18 protein-coding genes are annotated in these 18,162 nt (G+C 47.2%); 4 read left to right on the plus strand and 14 right to left on the minus strand.

Annotated elements, in window-relative coordinates; all coding sequences use genetic code 11:
- Positions 1-88 precede the first annotated feature (88 nt).
- A complete protein-coding gene (locus CHI14_RS05965) occupies positions 89-865 on the plus strand; it encodes a M15 family metallopeptidase (protein ID WP_095287482.1) in 777 nt (258 codons plus the stop codon).
- Positions 866-1,010: 145 nt separating this feature from the next.
- Here CHI14_RS05965 and CHI14_RS05970 read toward each other — a convergent pair whose 3' ends face one another.
- Positions 1,011-1,250 (minus strand): hypothetical protein, encoded by a 240-nt coding sequence (locus CHI14_RS05970; protein WP_095287483.1) that lies wholly within the window; start codon positions 1,248-1,250, stop codon positions 1,011-1,013.
- A gap of 131 nt (positions 1,251-1,381) precedes the next feature.
- Between CHI14_RS05970 and CHI14_RS05975 the strand changes: the two genes are divergently transcribed.
- Positions 1,382-2,014, plus strand: a complete 633-nt coding sequence (locus CHI14_RS05975; protein WP_095287484.1) for a nitroreductase family protein — start codon at positions 1,382-1,384, stop codon at positions 2,012-2,014.
- A gap of 44 nt (positions 2,015-2,058) precedes the next feature.
- On the opposite strand, the gene CHI14_RS29875 is transcribed toward CHI14_RS05975, so the two are convergent.
- Together CHI14_RS29875 and CHI14_RS05980 are read right to left on the minus strand one after the other, a co-directional pair.
- A complete protein-coding gene (locus tag CHI14_RS29875) occupies positions 2,059-2,202 on the minus strand; it encodes a hypothetical protein (protein WP_170948025.1) in 144 nt (47 codons plus the stop codon).
- A 53-nt stretch (positions 2,203-2,255) separates the two neighbouring features.
- Positions 2,256-2,453, minus strand: coding sequence for a hypothetical protein (locus tag CHI14_RS05980; RefSeq protein WP_095287485.1), 198 nt, complete (start codon positions 2,451-2,453; stop codon positions 2,256-2,258).
- 235 nt (positions 2,454-2,688) lie between these two features.
- Here CHI14_RS05980 and CHI14_RS05985 point away from each other — a divergent pair, with 235 nt between their 5' ends.
- Entirely contained in the window at positions 2,689-3,147 is a 459-nt protein-coding gene (locus tag CHI14_RS05985) for an AraC family transcriptional regulator (protein ID WP_095287486.1), read from the plus strand.
- 76 nt (positions 3,148-3,223) lie between these two features.
- Here the strand turns inward: CHI14_RS05985 and CHI14_RS05990 are convergent, their stop codons facing one another.
- From CHI14_RS05990 to CHI14_RS06000, 3 genes are all read right to left on the minus strand, one after another.
- Complete coding sequence (locus CHI14_RS05990; RefSeq protein ID WP_095287487.1) at positions 3,224-4,468, minus strand: aminopeptidase; 1,245 nt, start codon at positions 4,466-4,468, stop codon at positions 3,224-3,226.
- A gap of 42 nt (positions 4,469-4,510) precedes the next feature.
- Positions 4,511-6,121 carry an acyl-CoA synthetase MbcS gene (gene mbcS / locus CHI14_RS05995; protein ID WP_095287488.1) on the minus strand — a complete coding sequence of 537 codons (1,611 nt, stop codon included), beginning with the start codon at positions 6,119-6,121 and terminating at the stop codon, positions 4,511-4,513.
- 180 nt (positions 6,122-6,301) lie between these two features.
- Positions 6,302-7,306 carry an aldo/keto reductase gene (locus tag CHI14_RS06000; protein WP_095287489.1) on the minus strand — a complete coding sequence of 335 codons (1,005 nt, stop codon included), beginning with the start codon at positions 7,304-7,306 and terminating at the stop codon, positions 6,302-6,304.
- A gap of 202 nt (positions 7,307-7,508) precedes the next feature.
- On the opposite strand from CHI14_RS06000, the gene CHI14_RS06005 reads away from it, so the two are divergent.
- The gene (locus CHI14_RS06005) at positions 7,509-8,351 is read left to right on the plus strand and encodes an AraC family transcriptional regulator (protein ID WP_170948026.1); all 843 of its coding nucleotides are present in this window, start codon (positions 7,509-7,511) and stop codon (positions 8,349-8,351) included.
- Between the two features lie 95 nt (positions 8,352-8,446).
- Here CHI14_RS06005 and CHI14_RS06010 read toward each other — a convergent pair whose 3' ends face one another.
- From CHI14_RS06010 to CHI14_RS06045, 8 genes are all read right to left on the minus strand, one after another.
- Positions 8,447-8,845, minus strand: a complete 399-nt coding sequence (locus tag CHI14_RS06010; protein WP_095287490.1) for an Asp23/Gls24 family envelope stress response protein — start codon at positions 8,843-8,845, stop codon at positions 8,447-8,449.
- 234 nt (positions 8,846-9,079) lie between these two features.
- The gene (locus CHI14_RS06015; protein ID WP_095287491.1) at positions 9,080-10,159 is read right to left on the minus strand and encodes an AI-2E family transporter; all 1,080 of its coding nucleotides are present in this window, start codon (positions 10,157-10,159) and stop codon (positions 9,080-9,082) included.
- A 92-nt stretch (positions 10,160-10,251) separates the two neighbouring features.
- Positions 10,252-11,655 (minus strand): sensor histidine kinase, encoded by a 1,404-nt coding sequence (locus CHI14_RS06020; RefSeq protein WP_249281015.1) that lies wholly within the window; start codon positions 11,653-11,655, stop codon positions 10,252-10,254.
- Between the two features lie 13 nt (positions 11,656-11,668).
- On the minus strand, positions 11,669-12,376 hold the full coding sequence (locus CHI14_RS06025; protein WP_095287493.1) for a response regulator transcription factor: 708 nt from the start codon (positions 12,374-12,376) through the stop codon (positions 11,669-11,671).
- Between the two features lie 187 nt (positions 12,377-12,563).
- Positions 12,564-14,003, minus strand: a complete 1,440-nt coding sequence (locus CHI14_RS06030) for a 4-hydroxyphenylacetate 3-hydroxylase family protein (protein WP_095287494.1) — start codon at positions 14,001-14,003, stop codon at positions 12,564-12,566.
- A 190-nt stretch (positions 14,004-14,193) separates the two neighbouring features.
- Positions 14,194-16,155, minus strand: coding sequence for an ABC transporter permease (locus tag CHI14_RS06035; protein ID WP_095287495.1), 1,962 nt, complete (start codon positions 16,153-16,155; stop codon positions 14,194-14,196).
- Positions 16,130-16,900, minus strand: a complete 771-nt coding sequence (locus CHI14_RS06040; RefSeq protein WP_095287496.1) for an ABC transporter ATP-binding protein — start codon at positions 16,898-16,900, stop codon at positions 16,130-16,132. Before CHI14_RS06040 ends, CHI14_RS06035 begins: the two co-directional genes overlap by 26 nt.
- Before the next feature lie 278 nt (positions 16,901-17,178).
- Positions 17,179-18,162 carry a sensor histidine kinase gene (locus CHI14_RS06045; RefSeq protein WP_141236641.1) on the minus strand — a complete coding sequence of 328 codons (984 nt, stop codon included), beginning with the start codon at positions 18,160-18,162 and terminating at the stop codon, positions 17,179-17,181.

An 18,162-nucleotide genomic window follows, 5' to 3' on the forward strand; every position in this document is an offset into this window, starting at 1 on the left:
CCTCTAGTATACTCGGTATATAGAAAAGCATGCCTGGTATCGATCAGATGCAGCATGCCAGAGATTCATTAACCCGAGGAGGAACATCATGAAATCATTTACACGCAAATCTATCATATCCACTTTACTCATAGGCTCTGTCGTAGCAGGCGCTGCCTTCACTGCCTTTCCCTTTGTACCATCCATGACGCCAGTCGCATCGGCTGCAAGCTCCAGTTTCACTCAATTTTTACATGATAACGCACCAAGCCGCACCATTAAAACAAGCAGCAGCGGTCTCGCAACGGTAACGAATCTATCCAGCACCGTGGTACTCGTGAATAAAAAAAGAAATCTGCCTTCAACCTATGCACCAAAAGATTTGGTTGTACCGAATATTCCATTTAGCTTCTCCGGCTCCAGTCCGAAGAAACAAATGCGTAAGGTCGCTGCTACCGCGATTGAAAAGCTGTTTGCAGCAGCCAAAAAAGATGGCATTGACATCAAAGCCGTATCGGGTTACCGTTCCTATTCGACACAGAAATCCATCTTCGAACGAAATGCAAGCATCAAAGGTGAAGCTGTAGCCAACAAGACTAGTGCTCGCCCAGGTCAAAGTGAACATCAAACCGGACTTGCCATGGATATTTCCAGTGCATCCGTAGGCTACGATCTGCAGCAGAGCTTCGGCAACACCAAAGAAGGCAAATGGCTGAAGGCCAATGCCCACAAGTATGGATTCATCATTCGATATGGCAAGGATCAGGAGAAGTTGACCGGTTACTCTTATGAACCTTGGCATGTGCGTTACGTTGGGGTCTATATCGCTGGGGAAATTACAAGTCAGAAACTTACTCTGGAACAATATCTGGAGCGCGCCAAATAACGAAGAGATTGCTTATACTAAGGAAAAAATGAATGAACCAGGAGCCGGAGCCCGGAATGGGCATTCTGCTCCTGCATTCTGCACGATAACTACATTGTGCTTATGGTTAAGACACCATACGTTTCTGCAGCAACCTTTCTTATGATCAAAAACTGACCATTCTTTTGACCGCGAGAGGCAGTCGTTTCAAACCTTCGGTTCCCGCCCAGGAACCTGCTCCTGCCAGGAGTGCATTATGAAACAAATAAAATGCAGCATGGTAGGCAAGCGTGCCAACGATGATTTCCATGACCAAAAATCGCTTTAGTGTGGAGGATTGAATGACATAAACCTTGAATTCGTGATAGGAGCTCTCCCTCCTGAATCTGGTGATGAACGTCCTCATGTTTCACCTCTACTGTTTTTATTAAAGGTTATGGTCCCTTGGTCTTGTCTTATTCGAAAATAATACTTACCAAAAGTAACCAAGCGTGGTATAGTCAATTTATACTTTATACATAAGCGAGGTAAACCACCATGAGTTCACTGGAAAACTTGGTCAAAAACCGTAGATCCGCCGTTATTTTTGAAGAAGGTATCGAAATCCCGGAAGCCGATTTGCAGCAGATGTTTGCTTTAAACAAATTTGCCCCATCAGCCTTTAACCTTCAGCATACCCACTACCTGGTCTTGACTGACCCGGCCCAAAAAGAAAAAGCATACGAAGCCTCACAGCAATACAAAGTCAAAACAGCCTCGGCTGTCATCGTTGTTCTGGGTGATATCAAGGCTCACCACCACATCCGCACGATTAATGAAGGTTTACTGCATTTGGGTGTGCTCAATCCGTTTGAATATGAACAGGAGTCCCAAAGTGTTTTTGACTTCTACGAAGCCCGTGGCAGTGTGTTTCAGCGTGAAGACGCCATCCGTAATGCCAGCCTGTCGGCGATGCAGCTGATGCTGATTGCACAGGATATGGGATGGGATACGTGTCCAATGATTGGTTTTGACGCCGATGAACTGCAGAGCAGTCTGAATGTTCCCGAACATTACGTTCCTGTCATGATGATTACGATTGGTAAAAAGTCAGAAGCCAAACAGCGCCCACGCGGCTATCGCAAACCCATCAACGAGTACGTCAGCTTTAATAAAATGCATGCAGAGTAAATCCATTCAAATCGATATGCCAAAAAAGCCACGGTTCCGTGGCTTTAATACATTTCATAGATCAGCTGCTCCGACAATTGTAGGTTCTCATCGAGCTCTGCATAGATGTACATTCGGCCTGCTGGTGTATCACCCGCGTCATACCCGAGCCTGAAAACCTCACAGTCCTGAAATTCCACATCTGCCAAAACCAGTGTAAAATTCTGAGCTTATCATTGCGTCCAAGATCCACATACGTTATTTAATTATTGCCACAGTCTAGTTCTTCGAGGTCTCTGAAATATTCAATTCCGCTCAGACTTCTCACATCTTGACTTGTGATTTGCAATGAAGTTACCTCTTGGATGTCACTCTCCTGAATATAATCCCGTTGATTACAAAAGTGGTCCAATACATACTGTCTGAAACGTTCATCCGTAAAGGCATGTGTAATATCCATATCCGGAATCTCCCTTCCTCATTTCACACCGAAACGTCCATCAAGCATATCATCCCTATTCTATGGTGTACCGCTTCAGGAATCAATCAGGAAGCTTACATACAACCTAGAACCCATCGTTAAATGAAGTCCCCTCCTGCGAATCTCCTTTTTCGAAAAGAGTTATGCAAATTTTTTTATATCATGTTAACATCCATCAAGTAAGAGAATTCCTCCTGAGAAGGGAAGATAGAAAATGGAAATGTCTATGGAACATCTGGCGTCATGTCGAATCGCTTATGTAAGGCAGGTAGGTCCTTATGGTTCTGCTAACGTCCAAGCTATGAACCAGTTAAAACAGTGGGCAAACGAGAAACGCTTACTCACAGAAGCTGCCGTTTTATTTGGCATACCACAGGATAACCCATCAACGACACCACCGCACCACTGCAGATACGATGCCGCAATCGTGCTCCATGAACTTGAACTCCCTGAAGATGACTCGATTGAGATTGGAGAGCTTCAGGGCGGGAACTATCTGATCTGCAAGGTTAGACACACGCCAGAAGGTATTCAGCAAGCATGGAATGAAATAATCCCTTATTTGCAAAACAACCGTTATATCATTGATCAACAACCGGTTCTGGAGCGATATCGATGGGATCTCCTCGAACAGCATGAGTGCGAAATATGTGTGCCTGTGAAACAGGTCTAATCTAATCCGTTGGACAGCACAAAAAAGTGACTTCATCATTGAAGTCACTTTTTCACTAGTCTACGCTGTAAAAATATTAAAATGCCCAGTTGCCTTTGCGGAATACTGGTTCAATTGTGCCATCCTGAAGCTCGCCGTCAATGTCCAGTTCAGCCGACCCAATCATGAAATCGACGTGAGTCAAACTCACATTGCACTCATGTTTAAGCAATTCCTCGTTAGACATCGTTGTGCCGTCCTTCATATTAAACGGATATGCGCTGCCTACAGCCAGATGGCAGGATGCATTCTCATCAATACCGGTATTATAGAAAATACGATTCAGGTTCGAAATAGGTGAATCATGCGGCACAAGTGCCACCTCACCCAGATAACGCGCTCCTTCATCCGTAGCGAACAGGTTCTTCAGATGCTCTTCACCAGAAGCCGCTGTGAAAGCCACAACCTGACCGTCCTTAAACGTTATTCTCATCTGATCTACCAGCTGTCCGTTCAAGTTCAGAGGCATCGTACTGCTGACATAACCATTAACACCGCTGCGCTTCGGCATGGTGAATACTTCTTCGGTTGGCATGTTCGCGACAGTGTACACACCCGCTTTGTTCTCACTTCCGCCGCCACCCCAGATGTGATTGTCTACCAGCTCAATTTTCAAGTCGGTTCCTGGTGCGCGGTAGTGCAGGCTCTTATAATTTTTCTGATTCAGTTGATCACTCTTCGTGTTCAGGGTGTCCAGATGCTGTCTCCAGTTCTGGATCGCATCACCGCCATCCACACGATTCATTTTGAAGATGGTGTCCCACATCACATTGATGCGGTCCTCCTCAGGTATGTCGGCAAACACCTTATTCGCCCATGCCTTGGTCGGCGCCTTGATCAGGCACCAGCTGATTTCATGGTTGCGCGTATATTTCGAATAACCGCGGCGTGCCTGGGCAGCCGCCTTGGTAGCACGTGAAACCTTGTCGGAATCAATTCCGTTATACAGTTCGGGGTCCGGTACTTTGATCGTTAAGGTAGCGCCGCCAGCTTCTGCAAATCTCTCCATCATGTCGCCTTTCCATGCCGGATAGTAATCGAAGCTGTCGTCAGAACCTTGCTGGAAACGACTGCGTGTAATTTGATCGTCTTCAAAATCCACCTGTACATACTTGGCCCCGGCAGCGTATGCCTTGGCAACGATCAAGCGGGTAAACTCAAGCGTTTCGATAGGAGCTGTGACAAGCAAATCCTGTCCTTTTTGAATGTTCACGCCTACTTTGACCACCAGTTCTGCATATTGTTCCAACGATTGCTCAAACGTTTGCTCGAAATTACTCATAGGTCCATTCACTCCTGGTTCATATAGGATTTAATTTATGTTTTACGCGTTTCTCTTTTCTTGCTCGCGCAGTTCAATCCGGCGGATCTTGCCAGAATTCGTCTTCGGCAGATCCGTCACAAATTCAATTTTGCGTGGATACTTGTATGGTGCGGTCCATTCCTTGACGTGATTTTGCAGCTCACGCACCAGTTCTGGCGAAGCAAGGGACTCGTCTCTCAGCACAACAAAGGCTTTGACCACATTTCCCCGAATTTCATCCGGACTGGCAACGACGGCACATTCCTTCACGCTGGCGTGTTTCATCAGCGCCTCTTCCACTTCGAACGGTCCTATCGTATATCCGGAGCTGATGATAATGTCGTCGCTGCGGCCTTCAAACCAGAAGTATCCTTCTTCGTCTCTACGCGCGCGGTCTCCTGTTACGAAATATTCCCCGCGCTGATTCGCTTCTTTCCGTCCTGCATCCTTATAATACGTACGGAACAAGGCAGGCATATCCTGGTGAACGGCGATATCACCCACTACCCCTGCAGGCTGAGGTTGTCCGTCCTCGTTAACAATCTCGATGAGGCCCGGCGTAATCGATTGTCCCATGGACCCGATCCGTACTGGCGCATCTTTCAGACTGCCGATCAGCAATGTACTTTCGGTCTGGCCGTATCCATCACGAATGGTCAGGTCGAAATGACGCTGGAAGATCTCAATCACTTCCTGATTCAAGGGTTCACCAGCTGACACCGCACTGCGGAGTTTGGACAGATCATAGTGACCGAGGTCATCCGCTTTTGCCATCAGACGATATTCCGTTGGCGTGCAGCATAGTACGTTAATGCCATGCTCCTGCATTAGCTCTAAATAGCGCTTTGGCTGGAATGATCCGTTATAAACGAGACCCGTTGCTCCTCTTCCGAGTACGGAAAGGAACGGGCTCCAGATCCATTTTTGCCATCCCGGCGCGGCCGTGGCCCATACGATATCTGATGGCTGAATATCCAGCCATAACGTGGAAGCGATACGCAGGTGGGCATATCCCCAGCCGTGGCTATGTACAACTCCTTTTGGATTTCCGGTTGTGCCGGAAGTGTAGGCCAGTATGGCGATATCATCACGGTGTGTCTCTACGGCATTCATCTCATCCGACTGACCTTCCATCAGCTGATGTACGTTAACCCAGCCATCAGCGGGAACGCTGCTGTCGCCAGATGGTGATGCCACGATGCGATGGGCCAGTGCAGGCAGGTCTGCATCCATTTTCTCCACTTCAGCCGTTGTCTCGGACCATACAATGACCGCTCGCGCCTCGGAATGCCGCAGGCGATACTCCAAGTCCTTGGCACGCAGCATTTCGGACGATGGAATCACGGCAATTCCCAGTTTCAGACAAGCGATATAAATGACATAGGCAATAATACGGCGTGGTACCATGACCAGTACCCGATCACCTTTTTCCAAGCCCAAATCACGCAAGCCCCCGGCAAGACGGTTGGCCTGCTTAAACAACTCTCCGTACGTAATCTCTTCCAATTCTTTTTGATCGCTGAGCCATCTAAGTGCAATCCGGTCTGACGGGTGGTTCTCCATCTCGGATGTCAGGTTATAGGTTTCAGGCGAAATCCACTGTTCAAAATTCAAATGGAGCCTCTCCTTCATATTTCAAATGTATAGCATCTATATATTATACCCTAAATCCTAGGACCAGGTGCTATGATATGAACACCTTTTTGAAAAAAATAAACACAGGTCAATTATAATGAACTCTCATTACAACTGACTTGTGTTTATTCTCGCGATTTTATTCGTGATTTCCGAACTTTTTTCGTTCCAATTCGTTTACCAGGCGTAATTTCCAATCCCGTTCAGAATGCCTTCAATCTCATTCATTTCTTCGGTGGTCAGGCCAGGTGCCTTCAATGCGGCAACATTCTCCTCGATCTGTAAAACACGGCTTGCGCCAATCAATGCAGAGGTTACCCGGTTGTCACGGAGAATCCAATTCAGCGCCAATTGGGAAATGGTTTGTTCCCTGCGCTCAGCAACGGCCTGAAGGGCTTCAAACTTGGCAATCCGTTCGTCTGTATAGGCTTCTGTTCTCATATTGCCTGTCGGGCTCGCACGTTCTTCCTTGATCTTGTCCACGTATTTGTTCGTCAGTTGACCTCGCCCCAGAGGACAGAATGCAATTGAGCCTACGCCCTGCTCATCCAGTACATCCTGTAATCCGTCTTCGATCCAGCGGTTAAGCATGGAATAGTTCGGTTGGTGGACGAGGCAAGGCGTTCCCAGATTACGCAAAATGGCGACCGCCTCTCTTGTCTGCTCCGCATCATAGTTGGATAATCCGACGTACAGCGCTTTGCCCTGTCTTACGATATGATCCAGCGCAGCCATCGTTTCCTCCAGTGGTGTATTCGGATCCGGACGGTGATGATAGAAAATGTCCACATACTCAAGCCCCATCCGTCCAAGGCTCTGATCCAGGCTGGCAATCAGGTTTTTGCGGGAGCCCCACTCGCCATAGGGACCTTTCCACATGTAATATCCAGCTTTCGTCGAGATCAGGAGTTCATCCCGGTATGGACGCAGATGTTTTTTGAACAAGACACCAAAGTTCTCCTCGGCAGATCCTGGAGGTGGTCCGTAGTTGTTCGCCAGATCAAAATGGTTAATTCCCAGATCAAAAGAACGCAGAATCATCTCTTCCTGAATATCCAGCGTGCGGTTTCCGCCAAAGTTCTGCCACAGGCCAAGCGCTATTTGCGGCAGTCTGATTCCGGATTTGCCGGAACGTGCATACTTCATCTCATCGTAACGTTGTTCATTAGCAGTATAAGGCATATCATTTTCTCTCATTTCTTGTTAAAGTGGGTGAATACCCTTTCATCTTAGTCAGTTTCGGTCCAAAACGATATGGCATATCGCTATAACCGTATGGAATAATACTTGTTGTCTATTCATAAAATCACATCTACAATTCATATCCTCATACTAAAAACATGTTAAAATGCAAGATGAAAAGAACTGCACAGGAGTGAATGCCTTGATTACATATATGTTCAAAAACAATCCGTTCCAGGATCTGCAGCTCCTTCATTATGGAACCGAAGCCTGCACACCGGGTCACCACTTTGGCCCAGCCATGCGGGATCATTACAAAATCCATTATATTTTGGATGGCAAAGGCACTTTCGAAGTCGGAGGCAAGACCTATGAGCTGCACAAGGGTCAAGGCTTCCTCATCGTCCCGCATTCCGTCGTGCACTACAAGGCTGATCTGGAAGATCCATGGGAATACAGCTGGGTTGCTTTTCAAGGAAATGCCTCCCATTCACTATTACAGCAGGCTTGTCTGTCGGAGCAGCATCCGATCTTCGAACTGGAAAATGACGATGAGATGCGCTCCTGTCTGCATCGCATGATCCGTTCCCGAAATACACACAAAGGATGGGAGATTAGCATGACCGGATGGTTGTACCAATTTTTCTCCATTCTGATCGATCATGCAAACGAAGACATCCTTCCCCCCGAGCAAGAGTTCTCCAAGGAAACATATGTCACCCAGGTCATGGACTTTGTCGAGATGAACTATGCTAACCCTATCACGGTGCAATCCATTGCTTCTCATATCGGCTTGCAGCGCAGCTATCTGTGCTCCTTGTTCAAAGACCGGATGGGCACCAGCATTCAATCCTATTTGGTCAACTACCGGATGCGCAAGGCTGCCGAACTGACTCTGGATACCGGTTTGACCATTGGGGATATCTCCCGCTCTGTCGGATATTCCGATCAGCTTCTCTTCTCCAAAATGTTCAAAAAGGTGATGGGCGAAGCCCCCACCCATTACCGTAAACACAGAACAGCACCTTCCCGGTTAAGCAGTTAACGGGAGGGTGCTGTTCTTTTACTTACACATAAGCTCAGACAGCATAACCTGTCCATCGCTAATAATCATTCCTATTCCGGAAGAGACGATTTCAGCTACATTTGCTCCTGCATGGATACACCGACGACATGCACTTTAATCTCATTGACCAGGATGCCTGTCATCTGTTCCACGGCCTGCTGTACATTGTGCTGGAGCTCCTTGCACACTTGATGCATCTTGAACCCGTACTGTACATTAATACGCAGCTGGATGGAGGCCTGATCATCTTTTACATCAACGTCAATGCCTTTCTGCAGGCTTTTACCGCTGATGCTCTTCGCAATGCCTTCGGTCAATCCAACCGACATGGACGAGATGCCAGAGGTGGCCTGTGCTGCAATCCCCACAATCTTGGATACGACATCATTAGAGATGTGAATGGCGCCCATCCGGACGGCTTGAGGTTCGATGTATTCGGGTTCGATATATTGTTTAGGGATGATTTCAGACATGGTTCCCACTCCTTTTATGGTTAATTGAATGATTAAGCTATAAAATGCAAATAAAATTTTTACACGTTAACGGAGAGTGCAGTACCAATCTGGAGAAGCGAAGCGCTCGCCTTTATCACCAGAGTTTCCCCCTTATAAGGGGAATCCAAGAAACTCGGGGATAACAGCGATCGGAAGATGGTACTGCAATCGGAGTGACTGAGTGTAACAGACTAGTCGTTTTAAATCCTATAATCAGGCATTCTGCCATTTCTCCTTGAAGAACAGCTGGTAGACCCTGACCAGAATAATTTTAACGATCATGTAGACAGGGATGATGATCAAGATGGCAATGATGCCGCCGAGATCCCCTGCACCCAGCACCAATATAATGGTGGTCAGCGGATGAATGTCAAGCTTTTTGCCAAACACATACGGAGCGACCAGATTGTCCTGAATTTGCTGGGCCACCAGAATAATAATCAGCGACCAGATCGCCACCGATGGCGACTGAATCAGACCGATAATGACAATGGGGATGGACGACACGATAGCACCGATAAATGGAACAAAGTTCATGATGACCGCGACGACGGTAAGCAGCAGTGCATACGGCAGACCAATGATCAGAAAACCAATATACATCAGTACGCCAAGTGCCAGGTTGACCAGTACTCTTCCGACGATAAAGCCACTGAGTGCCTGATCGATCTCAAGAACAACCTCACGGCTGTCTTTTTGGAATCGTTTTGGTGCAATATGCACCAGTTTGCGGCCGAATTTCTCTCCCTGTTTCAGCATGTAGAACAAGATGATCGGGAACGTAAACAGAATGATCGCAAAGCTGGAAATGAGCGAGAACAATCCACTCACATAGTTGGTCACGAAGGTAAATCCTTTATTAATATAGTCCGTAAGCTGAGAAAACGGCGTGGATCCCTCTGGGAACAATGCCTTAATCGCTCCGTTCTGCTCCAGTTCTCTCAACTGTACACTAAGTGAATTAATCAAATTCGGTGCATTGTCCACCAGATTGATCAGCTGTTCACGCAAGGACGGCCATAACCCCACAATGAACAGTACGAGCAGTACACCGAAGACCAGATAGATTAGCAATATGCTGAGTGTTCGGTTCAGCTTCTTCCGTTCCATATAATTCACGAGCGGCCTTAGCAGATAATAAAAGAATACGGACAGCATCATAGGAACCGTGATCACCGTAAGCATGGTCACCAGCGGCTGAAATATAAAGCTGACACGTGATAGCAGGTAGATATTGACGAGCACCAGAGCCAGCGCGATGCTGAACCGGACAAACGAACTTCCTTTAAACAAAATGTTCCCCTCCACATAACCTTTTCTTTTTGGGATTTTCTACAGGTTTTTTCTGCCCTCTTCGTTACCCGTTTAAATGTACATTCAACTTATCAGTTTGGAATTTGAATCGTAAACACAGTAGTCTCCTTGCCTCGCTGGGACAGGATCAGTCGTCCACCCATCTTCTCTGTATTTCGCCGGGCAATCGCAAGTCCTAGTCCGGTTCCGCCGGTGCCAGTGCGTGCTTCATCTCCTCGTACAAATGGATCAAAAATGGTGCTCCATAGTTCCTGGGGAATACCGACCCCCGTATCTGCAACCTCAATGACTACATGCGTACCCAGCGGAATCAATTCTACCCGCAGCTCTGTTCCCTTCGGATTGTAGGACAGCGCATTGGTAATGAGGTTTTGAATAACCCGTGACAGCAATTCAGGATCGTATCTGGCGTATATCTCCTGATCAGGTACCAGCACATGAAGCACAAATTGTTTCTGCTCAATCTCACCATAAGTATCGGCCATGACTTCACGCACGAATTCCCCGATCTCTCTCTTCTGGATCTGCATGTGATAATCGGGAGAGTCCACCTTGAGCAGTTCGAGCATATTCTGTATCATTCGCGCCACCTGAACGGACTTGTTATAGATATATCCCAGATAACGCTGCTGCCTTTCCTGGTTTTCTACCCGTCCCTCCACTAGAGCCTGAGCGTATCCCTGAATGGAGGTGATTGGTGTTTTCAGATCATGCGACAGATCCACGATCAGCCGCTGTTTGCTCTCTTCCGCATAGCGCTTTTCAGCTGAGGTATTCTCGATGACATCTGCCATATAATTAAACGTCTCGCCGATCCGGACAAATTCCTTCTCTGCCGAGATGGACAAGCGTGTGCTGTAATTTCCCTGAATCATCTGTGTAAGCCCCAGTGATAAAATACTAAGTGGTTTTTTGATTCGGCGTGCGACCCAATAGCTGTATACGAATATCAGGAGCAGAACGAAGCCAACTCCGATCATGATGTAAAATGACAAAGGATGCTTCAGATTGGTAATCAGCAGATTTTCATTCATACGGATACTTACCAGATCACGCGGTATTTTCAACAGTACATACTTCGCACCTCTCTCTGCTGCGTATGGAGAAATGGAATAATAATATGTACTATCGCTCCGATTCTCCAGTCCGGCATACAACTCCGACTCACTGTAATATGTAACTGCATCCTGCTTGACACCGATCTGGCGAATGACCGAACGATCTGCATCCAGAATTTCGATCCATCCTCCGCTATCCAGCAGACGCTGTATTTCCTTGCTTGAAGAGTCATCCTCAAGCCTTTTGTTTAATTCGGCTGCATAGACATGCGCCTCGACGTTCAGATCAGGATCAACCACCTGATCCGAAATGCGGAAATCCACGACATCCAGCGAAACCATGAGATAGACAATCAAGACGAGCAGCAGCAAAAAGAAGTTGAACAGCAGGAAGTCCAGTGTCAGGGATGTTTGCAAAAGTCGCTTTTCTCTAGCTTTCCGTTGGCGCTTCAATTTTGTATCCGAGTCCCCTTATCGTTTTTAAATATTCCGGTTGTCTGGAGTCGTGTTCGATCTTCTCACGAATGTTGCTGATATGCACCATAATGGTGCTGTCTTCATGCGCGTAATAGTCCCCCCATACCGCCTCGTATATTTTCTTGCGTGTAAATACCCGGCCAGGCTGCTCCAGCAGCAGATCCACAATTTTGTATTCCGTGGAGGTTAGGGTTACAGGTTTGCCCGATCGAAAAAGCACACATTTGGAGCGATCCAGCGTAAGTTCGCCGAGAACAAGATTTGTCTCCTGAGGTGCGGCGGATTCATGGGCGTCAAATTGATTCACACGTCTTAACAAAGCTTCTACACGAGCAACAATCTCCAGCGGATTAAACGGCTTCGAAATATAATCATCCGCACCGAGTCCAAGTCCGAGAATCTTGTCATGGTCCTGGCTTTTGGCGGATAGAAACAGGACGGGCATATGATGGGTTGCCCTGATTTGCTTGATTAACTGAAGTCCATCCATTACAGGCATCATAATATCCAAAATGACAAGATCGACCGGTACAGAACGAATGCATTCCAGCGCCTCCGCTCCATTCGCGGCAGTCCTGATGTCATAGTCCTTTTCAAGGTAAAGTTGAAGCAGTTCCACGATCTCTGGTTCATCATCTGCAATCAATACGGTGTATCTCATGTTATTCCTCTCATTTCTTCATTCCTCAATCATCGGCTGTGTATTCTTTTACATGTATCTTACTACTATATACCACGTCCCTTAAATCCACCTAAATCAAATCTAAAGATAACCTAAATAAAAGCCCTGGCATGTGCCGGGGCTCGTAATTCTATCCATAATCACCATGCTGCTGTAGCTTCAATGACTACTCCATGTGGAGCCAAGGCTCAACCTTTTTATTCAGACTTTCCTTATCATATTGTATATACTGGCCTGCACGGTTGCGAACCGGATCGCCTGCGTAGTAACGCTCATAGAGATCATGCCTCGCCCCAAGTGCACTTCCGGTCAGATCCCAAGCCAGCTGAAACAGACGGATTTTCTCTGGCGCTTGCAGTGTCACTCCACCAAGATATTTGGCCATCAATGGTCCTACCGTTTCATCCAGATCAAATCTGCCCGACGGGATCTGAATCAATCCACCAGCTGCAATGGTTTTCAGAATTTCAACCGCTCTCGGGTAATATCGGCTGCCCAGATTACGAGCTGTCTCAATGTATTTGAATGACGGGAGCCAGTTGCCATGCGCATCTGGCTGTGCCTGGGCCTCTGAAGCAACGATCAAGCCCTCAATGGTCTGCATCTGACTGATCATCTCTCCGAGTTGTTCCTGTACATTCAGGAATGAATCCACACCGATCTCCTGGGCAATGGCTGCCGTGACGGCGGTGATGAATTCCAGCTTGGCGTGCAGCCGAATGATGCTCTGATGGTAGGCCAGACTGGAAGAGGCTGCGTTACAGCGAACCTGCCACACGGCTTCCGGATTGTTGTGCAGCAGGACACGCTCCCATGGAACCAATACATCATCAAAAAATAATACCGCGTCCATCTCATCATAACGGGCACTGAGAGGATGAGCAGCATCCAACTGCGGAGCGGCAAAAGATTCCCGGCAAATCAGATGTAAACCCGGACTTCCCACAGGAACAATCACCATATGTGCCAGTTCCGGCAGATGTCCCGGAATCCGCTGAATCGGATACGCAATGATATCATCTGCATAAGGAGCTGCGGTCGCCACCATCTTGGCGCCCCGAACAATAATCCCTTCCGAGTTGGTTTTCACAATCCGCAGCATGGCATCTTCATCTTCCCCAACAGGCAGGGATCGGTTGATCTGCGGGTCACGCTGGACAATCGTCAGGAATGCATCTTTTCGTTTGGCCTCCTGATAGTAGGCTGCTATCTTATCTGCATACATGGGATCGTGTCGTGCCATATCTTGACGTGTGGCATACCATCCGACAAGACGCGAGCGGGCATAATCCGACAGTCTGCTCATGACTCCATAGGTTCGATCCGACCAGAGCCGAAATGCTGCCGCTCTACTGCTGACATCTTGAGCAGCGTGAGGCACCCGAAAAGCCTGGTGCACATAACTCCCCGTCTGTTCATCCCAATATGCTACCGTATCTCGTGTATCCCGATCATCCACCAAATCGAACAAGTTCTCAATGGTCTGCAGTGTTCCCTGAAAGGCGGGATGTACGGTTACCCGGACACGCTTGCCATCCAGCCATACGTTTCGCTCATCATTCAATCGGTGTATGTAAGCTTGTCCGCGAGACATCGTGATGCTCATGATCCATCCTCCCTCTCAGGCAAAAAGCCTGCTATGGCTACCAATCTCAAATTACAACTGTCACATGCTGAAGGTATGTATGATACACACTGTGATACAATTTGTATCTAATGAAATAGTACTGTGTCTAGGATAGAAAAGTCAACAAACACCGGACGAAGCGTCCGATGTTTGCCTAGGTCATGCCAGTTTAGATTAATTTGGAGTACATATGGCGTAAATACCGCCAGCGCACAAGCGCAAAGAACAGGATCTGCATGGTGGCAAAAACGAAGAAGATACGCAGGCTGTATCCCATAACCGAAAAATCGACCAACTGCTGCAGCGCCACAAATGCTACCGAACTATGAATCAAAGCAATAAGTAATGGCAGGAAAAACATAAGCAGCAGCTGCTGAGTTACAATTTTACGAAGTTCAGGACGACTAAGTCCCATCTTGCCAATCATGCGATACTGTGCTTCATCCCTTTCCAGATCCGCGTAGAGTCTAAAATAGGTAAAGCTTGCCGCAAAGGTAAAGAAGACAATACCGATCAGACCGCTCAGGATCAAAATGATTCCATTGGTTTGTTTCGAATTCAGCCAGTCCACAACGAGAGCACTGAACATGAAGTAGCCTTTCGTACGCGGCCGATCCTGAATCGAATTAACCAGTTCAGGGGCGAAGGCCCGCGTGCCCATCCAATCTTCCACAACAAATTGAGTCATTTTATTGGAATAGTAATCCTCACTCAAGTCTAGGAATTCATTGTACGCTCGCTTCATCTTTTCAAACAATTCATCGGAAATGACGTAGATGTCCACTTTGAAATCAACAGGGATAACGATTTCGGTAGCTGGAGGAGACAGCTCAACCTGTTGATGATAATTTTCAACTTCAAGATCGACCTGTGTTGGTGAGAACCCCTGCTCTACTTGTTTACGCAGCTCTTTGCGTGCTGTCAGATTCGATGGCGTCATAAAGGCCCCATTTTCCTTATCCAACGTGCGTTCTTCGTAACCAAGGGCCTTGGCCAGATGGTTGTATTCACTCAATTTGATGATATTGCTGCCATCTTTATTCTCATACAGCTGGGTGTAGCTGCCTTTTACATAGGGGATCTCATGGTCAACAAGCATTTCCTCAATCTGTCTGATATCCCCTTCTGCCTCAGGTGTATCCCATGAATTCGCGTAAGTGAATGCATACGGGTTCGTCATCGACGACAACCCTGGATCAGCGATCGCCAGCATGGTGCCAATGCCGGTAAATGCCGAGGCTGAGATGACACTTACCATGAAAAACATGACAGCATTGTCTTTCATGCGATACGTAAGCTCGGATAGAAACAGTACATTGGTTTTACGGAAAAACAAACGCTGATTGCCTTTTAGTGCCCGAATGGCGTATACACTGAGCTGCGTGAACAACAAGTATGTGCCCACAATAACCATAACGACACTTCCAAGCAACAAAGGAAATGAGAAAATCACCCATACAAAAGTAAACACCCCTGCGTACCCTCCGAGAATGAGCACAACAGACAAGAGGGCCAGCAAATGCGATGCCTTCGGTTCCGGTTTCGGCTTTTCCTCCGATTTCACCAAATCAATCAGCGTTCCCTTGCGGATAAGCAGAGAAGAAGACAGTGCAATGACAGCAAACAGAATAAGGAACGCGACAGCTGTCAGAGCGATTGCTTTTAATGGAAAATAAAATCGTAGACTGTTCTCCACAGCCAGAAGGGAACCACAGATGAGCAGTATCAGTTTTCCGAAGATCATCCCAAGTCCAATACCCGCTGCAATGGCGGCGATTCCGATACACATGTTCTCCATAAACAGAAGCCGGTTCATCTGTTTGCGTGTCATCCCAATGATCAGAAATATACCGAATTCCTTCTTGCGTGTTTTCAGAAATGAACCGACCGAGTACAGCAAAAACAGGAATGAAAAGATAAAAATAATGATCTCTGCAATCATAAAGCCCTGATTGGCAAGAACAGTAACCGTTTCACTTGATCCCCTCAAGCCATCCTTGAGATCCGGGTGAAACAGAAGCAGTGCATATGTGAAAAATATCATGACGGAAAATGTGCTGCTCAGAAAATGAGCCAAATAAATCCGTTTGTTGCGAACTACATTGTTAATGGCGAACTGGCGAAAATTCATGTCCTGACCCTCCCATTAGGGATAACACATTAATAATCTTTTGATAAAAAGCCGCCCGGTTATCGCCATAGTGAATCTCATTATAGAGTTTGCCGTCCTTGATGAAGACAACCCGGCTGCAGTAGCTCGCTGCAACCGCATCATGCGTAACCAGCAGCATCGTCGCCTGGTCCTCCTGATTGCGAAGCTCCAGCATTTCCATGACATCACGTGCCGCTTTCGAGTCCAGGTTGCCTGTTGGCTCATCCGCCAATATTAGCTTGGGGGAATGGATTAGTGCTCTGGCAATAGCTGTTCTCTGTGCCTGTCCACCTGAAATCTCATAGGTCCGCTTGTCCAGAATTCCCTCAATCCCAAGTTTGCTTGCGAGACGTTCCACACGAGCGTTCATCTCCCCCAGCGGTGTTCCATCGAGCGTAAGCGGCAGCACGATATTCTCCTTCACCGTAAGAGTATTCAACAGATTGAACGACTGAAAGACAAATCCCAGCTCTTTGCGCCGGAACAGCGCAAGCTCATCCTGGTTTAGCTCAAATGGATTTTTCCCGGCAATGCGCAGTTCTCCCGATGTCGGATGGTCGATCGTGGAGATCATGTTGAGCAGTGTCGTTTTGCCGCTGCCTGATGGACCCATGATTCCTACAAATTCGCCTTCCTGGATGCTGAGGTCAATCCCCGATAATGCTTCATAAGAGACAATTCCCTTATAGATTTTGCTGATCTGTTTTACCGAGCATATTTCCATATGTACCACTCCTTTTTTACGTTGAACATGAGTCACCCATGACCAACTCTTATCCTATTTATTCATTGGTTATCCATTGCACTCTTCATGCCCTGACTTCTGACTTCAGTTTATCGAAGTTTTGGCTAATCTCCTATGGCTTAACCTTTCACTTGCATGACAAAGTTGTAAGGTTGCTTCTATTAAAACAAAAAAGACGTCATTACCCCGGGGTAACAGACGTCGATTCGCTTGAACCATCCTCTAGGAAAACAATATTGAAAATCACCATACAGTCTCTAGACACTAAATGTAATCCGGACCGTCGTTCCCTCACCATATACCGATTCCAGATCGATTCGATGATTCATTCGGGTCAGGACCTCTTTCACGATGTACAGCCCCATACCGGTTGACTCCTTGAAATGACGACCATTCTCTCCCGTAAAGAAAGGCTGGAACACTCTGTTGAGATCTGACTTAGGTATACCGGCACCCTGATCTTGAACTTCAAGAATAATGGACCGTTCTGCTTTATATGCACGCAGGTATATCTTCTGTCCGTTACCAGAGGAGTATTTGATGGCATTGGAGAGCAGCTGGACGATGACAAACCGAATCCATTTGGCGTCCGATTGCACAATTAGCGAAGCATCCATCTGAATCTCCGGATAGACATGATTGCGAATGAAGAAACGCTTCAGCTCATGAATGGCCTCTTCGCCTGCTGCCTTAAGTGTAACCGGTTCAACACTGAAGTCCTGTTCAAATGTGTCCAAACGCGCTACGTACAGCACCGTTTCCAATCCGCGTCTCATCTGATCTGCTTCCTCACGAATACTCCTGAGACGCGGGTCATCGTCCTCCTGGTCCTGCACGGTCAGTTCAATCACGGATAATGGTGTCTTCATCTGGTGTACCCACTGATTCATAAATGTGAGATACTCCTGCTGGCGCTGCTCCAGACGGTGGAGATGAGCATGATAATGACCATATTGTGAATCCAGCAGCTTCTCCAGCGCTACCGATAAGGGAACCATCTCTTCGAGCGGGACAAATTCATTAAGCGAATTCATGGGATGTGTCATTCGGGTATAGAACGCCCTGTGAGACATATAACGGTACGTCAGGTAACCTGCATATAAAAATAACCCCAGCGATACGGCATAGACAGCCGTCAGCACATGGTCGTAACCGTCATACCAAAATACGCCGACGACGGTAAGCAGGATGACGACCACCCAGCATGTCAAAGCAAGGTGTTCTCTCATAAACAGCTTCAT

Origin of the sequence: Paenibacillus sp. 7516 (assembly GCF_002272715.1) — a bacterium.
Classification (GTDB): domain Bacteria; phylum Bacillota; class Bacilli; order Paenibacillales; family Paenibacillaceae; genus Paenibacillus; species Paenibacillus illinoisensis_A.

Bases quoted from the DNA above. Each gene is read 5' to 3' on its own strand.
- CHI14_RS06035 (WP_095287495.1), bottom strand. From the start codon at position 16,155: ATGAATTTTCGCCAGTTCGCCATTAACAATGTAGTTCGCAACAAACGG.
- CHI14_RS05965 (WP_095287482.1), top strand. From the start codon at position 89: ATGAAATCATTTACACGCAAATCTATCATATCCACTTTACTCATAGGC.
- CHI14_RS06040 (WP_095287496.1), bottom strand. From the start codon at position 16,900: ATGGAAATATGCTCGGTAAAACAGATCAGCAAAATCTATAAGGGAATT.
- CHI14_RS06045 (WP_141236641.1), bottom strand. From the start codon at position 18,162: ATGAAGCTGTTTATGAGAGAACACCTTGCTTTGACATGCTGGGTGGTC.
- CHI14_RS06000 (WP_095287489.1), bottom strand. From the start codon at position 7,306: ATGCCTTATACTGCTAATGAACAACGTTACGATGAGATGAAGTATGCA.
- CHI14_RS05980 (WP_095287485.1), bottom strand. From the start codon at position 2,453: ATGGATATTACACATGCCTTTACGGATGAACGTTTCAGACAGTATGTA.
- CHI14_RS06010 (WP_095287490.1), bottom strand. From the start codon at position 8,845: ATGTCTGAAATCATCCCTAAACAATATATCGAACCCGAATACATCGAA.
- CHI14_RS06025 (WP_095287493.1), bottom strand. From the start codon at position 12,376: ATGAGATACACCGTATTGATTGCAGATGATGAACCAGAGATCGTGGAA.
- CHI14_RS05985 (WP_095287486.1), top strand. From the start codon at position 2,689: ATGGAAATGTCTATGGAACATCTGGCGTCATGTCGAATCGCTTATGTA.
- CHI14_RS05990 (WP_095287487.1), bottom strand. From the start codon at position 4,468: ATGAGTAATTTCGAGCAAACGTTTGAGCAATCGTTGGAACAATATGCA.
- CHI14_RS06030 (WP_095287494.1), bottom strand. From the start codon at position 14,003: ATGAGCATCACGATGTCTCGCGGACAAGCTTACATACACCGATTGAAT.
- CHI14_RS05970 (WP_095287483.1), bottom strand. From the start codon at position 1,250: ATGAGGACGTTCATCACCAGATTCAGGAGGGAGAGCTCCTATCACGAA.
- CHI14_RS05975 (WP_095287484.1), top strand. From the start codon at position 1,382: ATGAGTTCACTGGAAAACTTGGTCAAAAACCGTAGATCCGCCGTTATT.
- mbcS (WP_095287488.1), bottom strand. From the start codon at position 6,121: ATGAAGGAGAGGCTCCATTTGAATTTTGAACAGTGGATTTCGCCTGAA.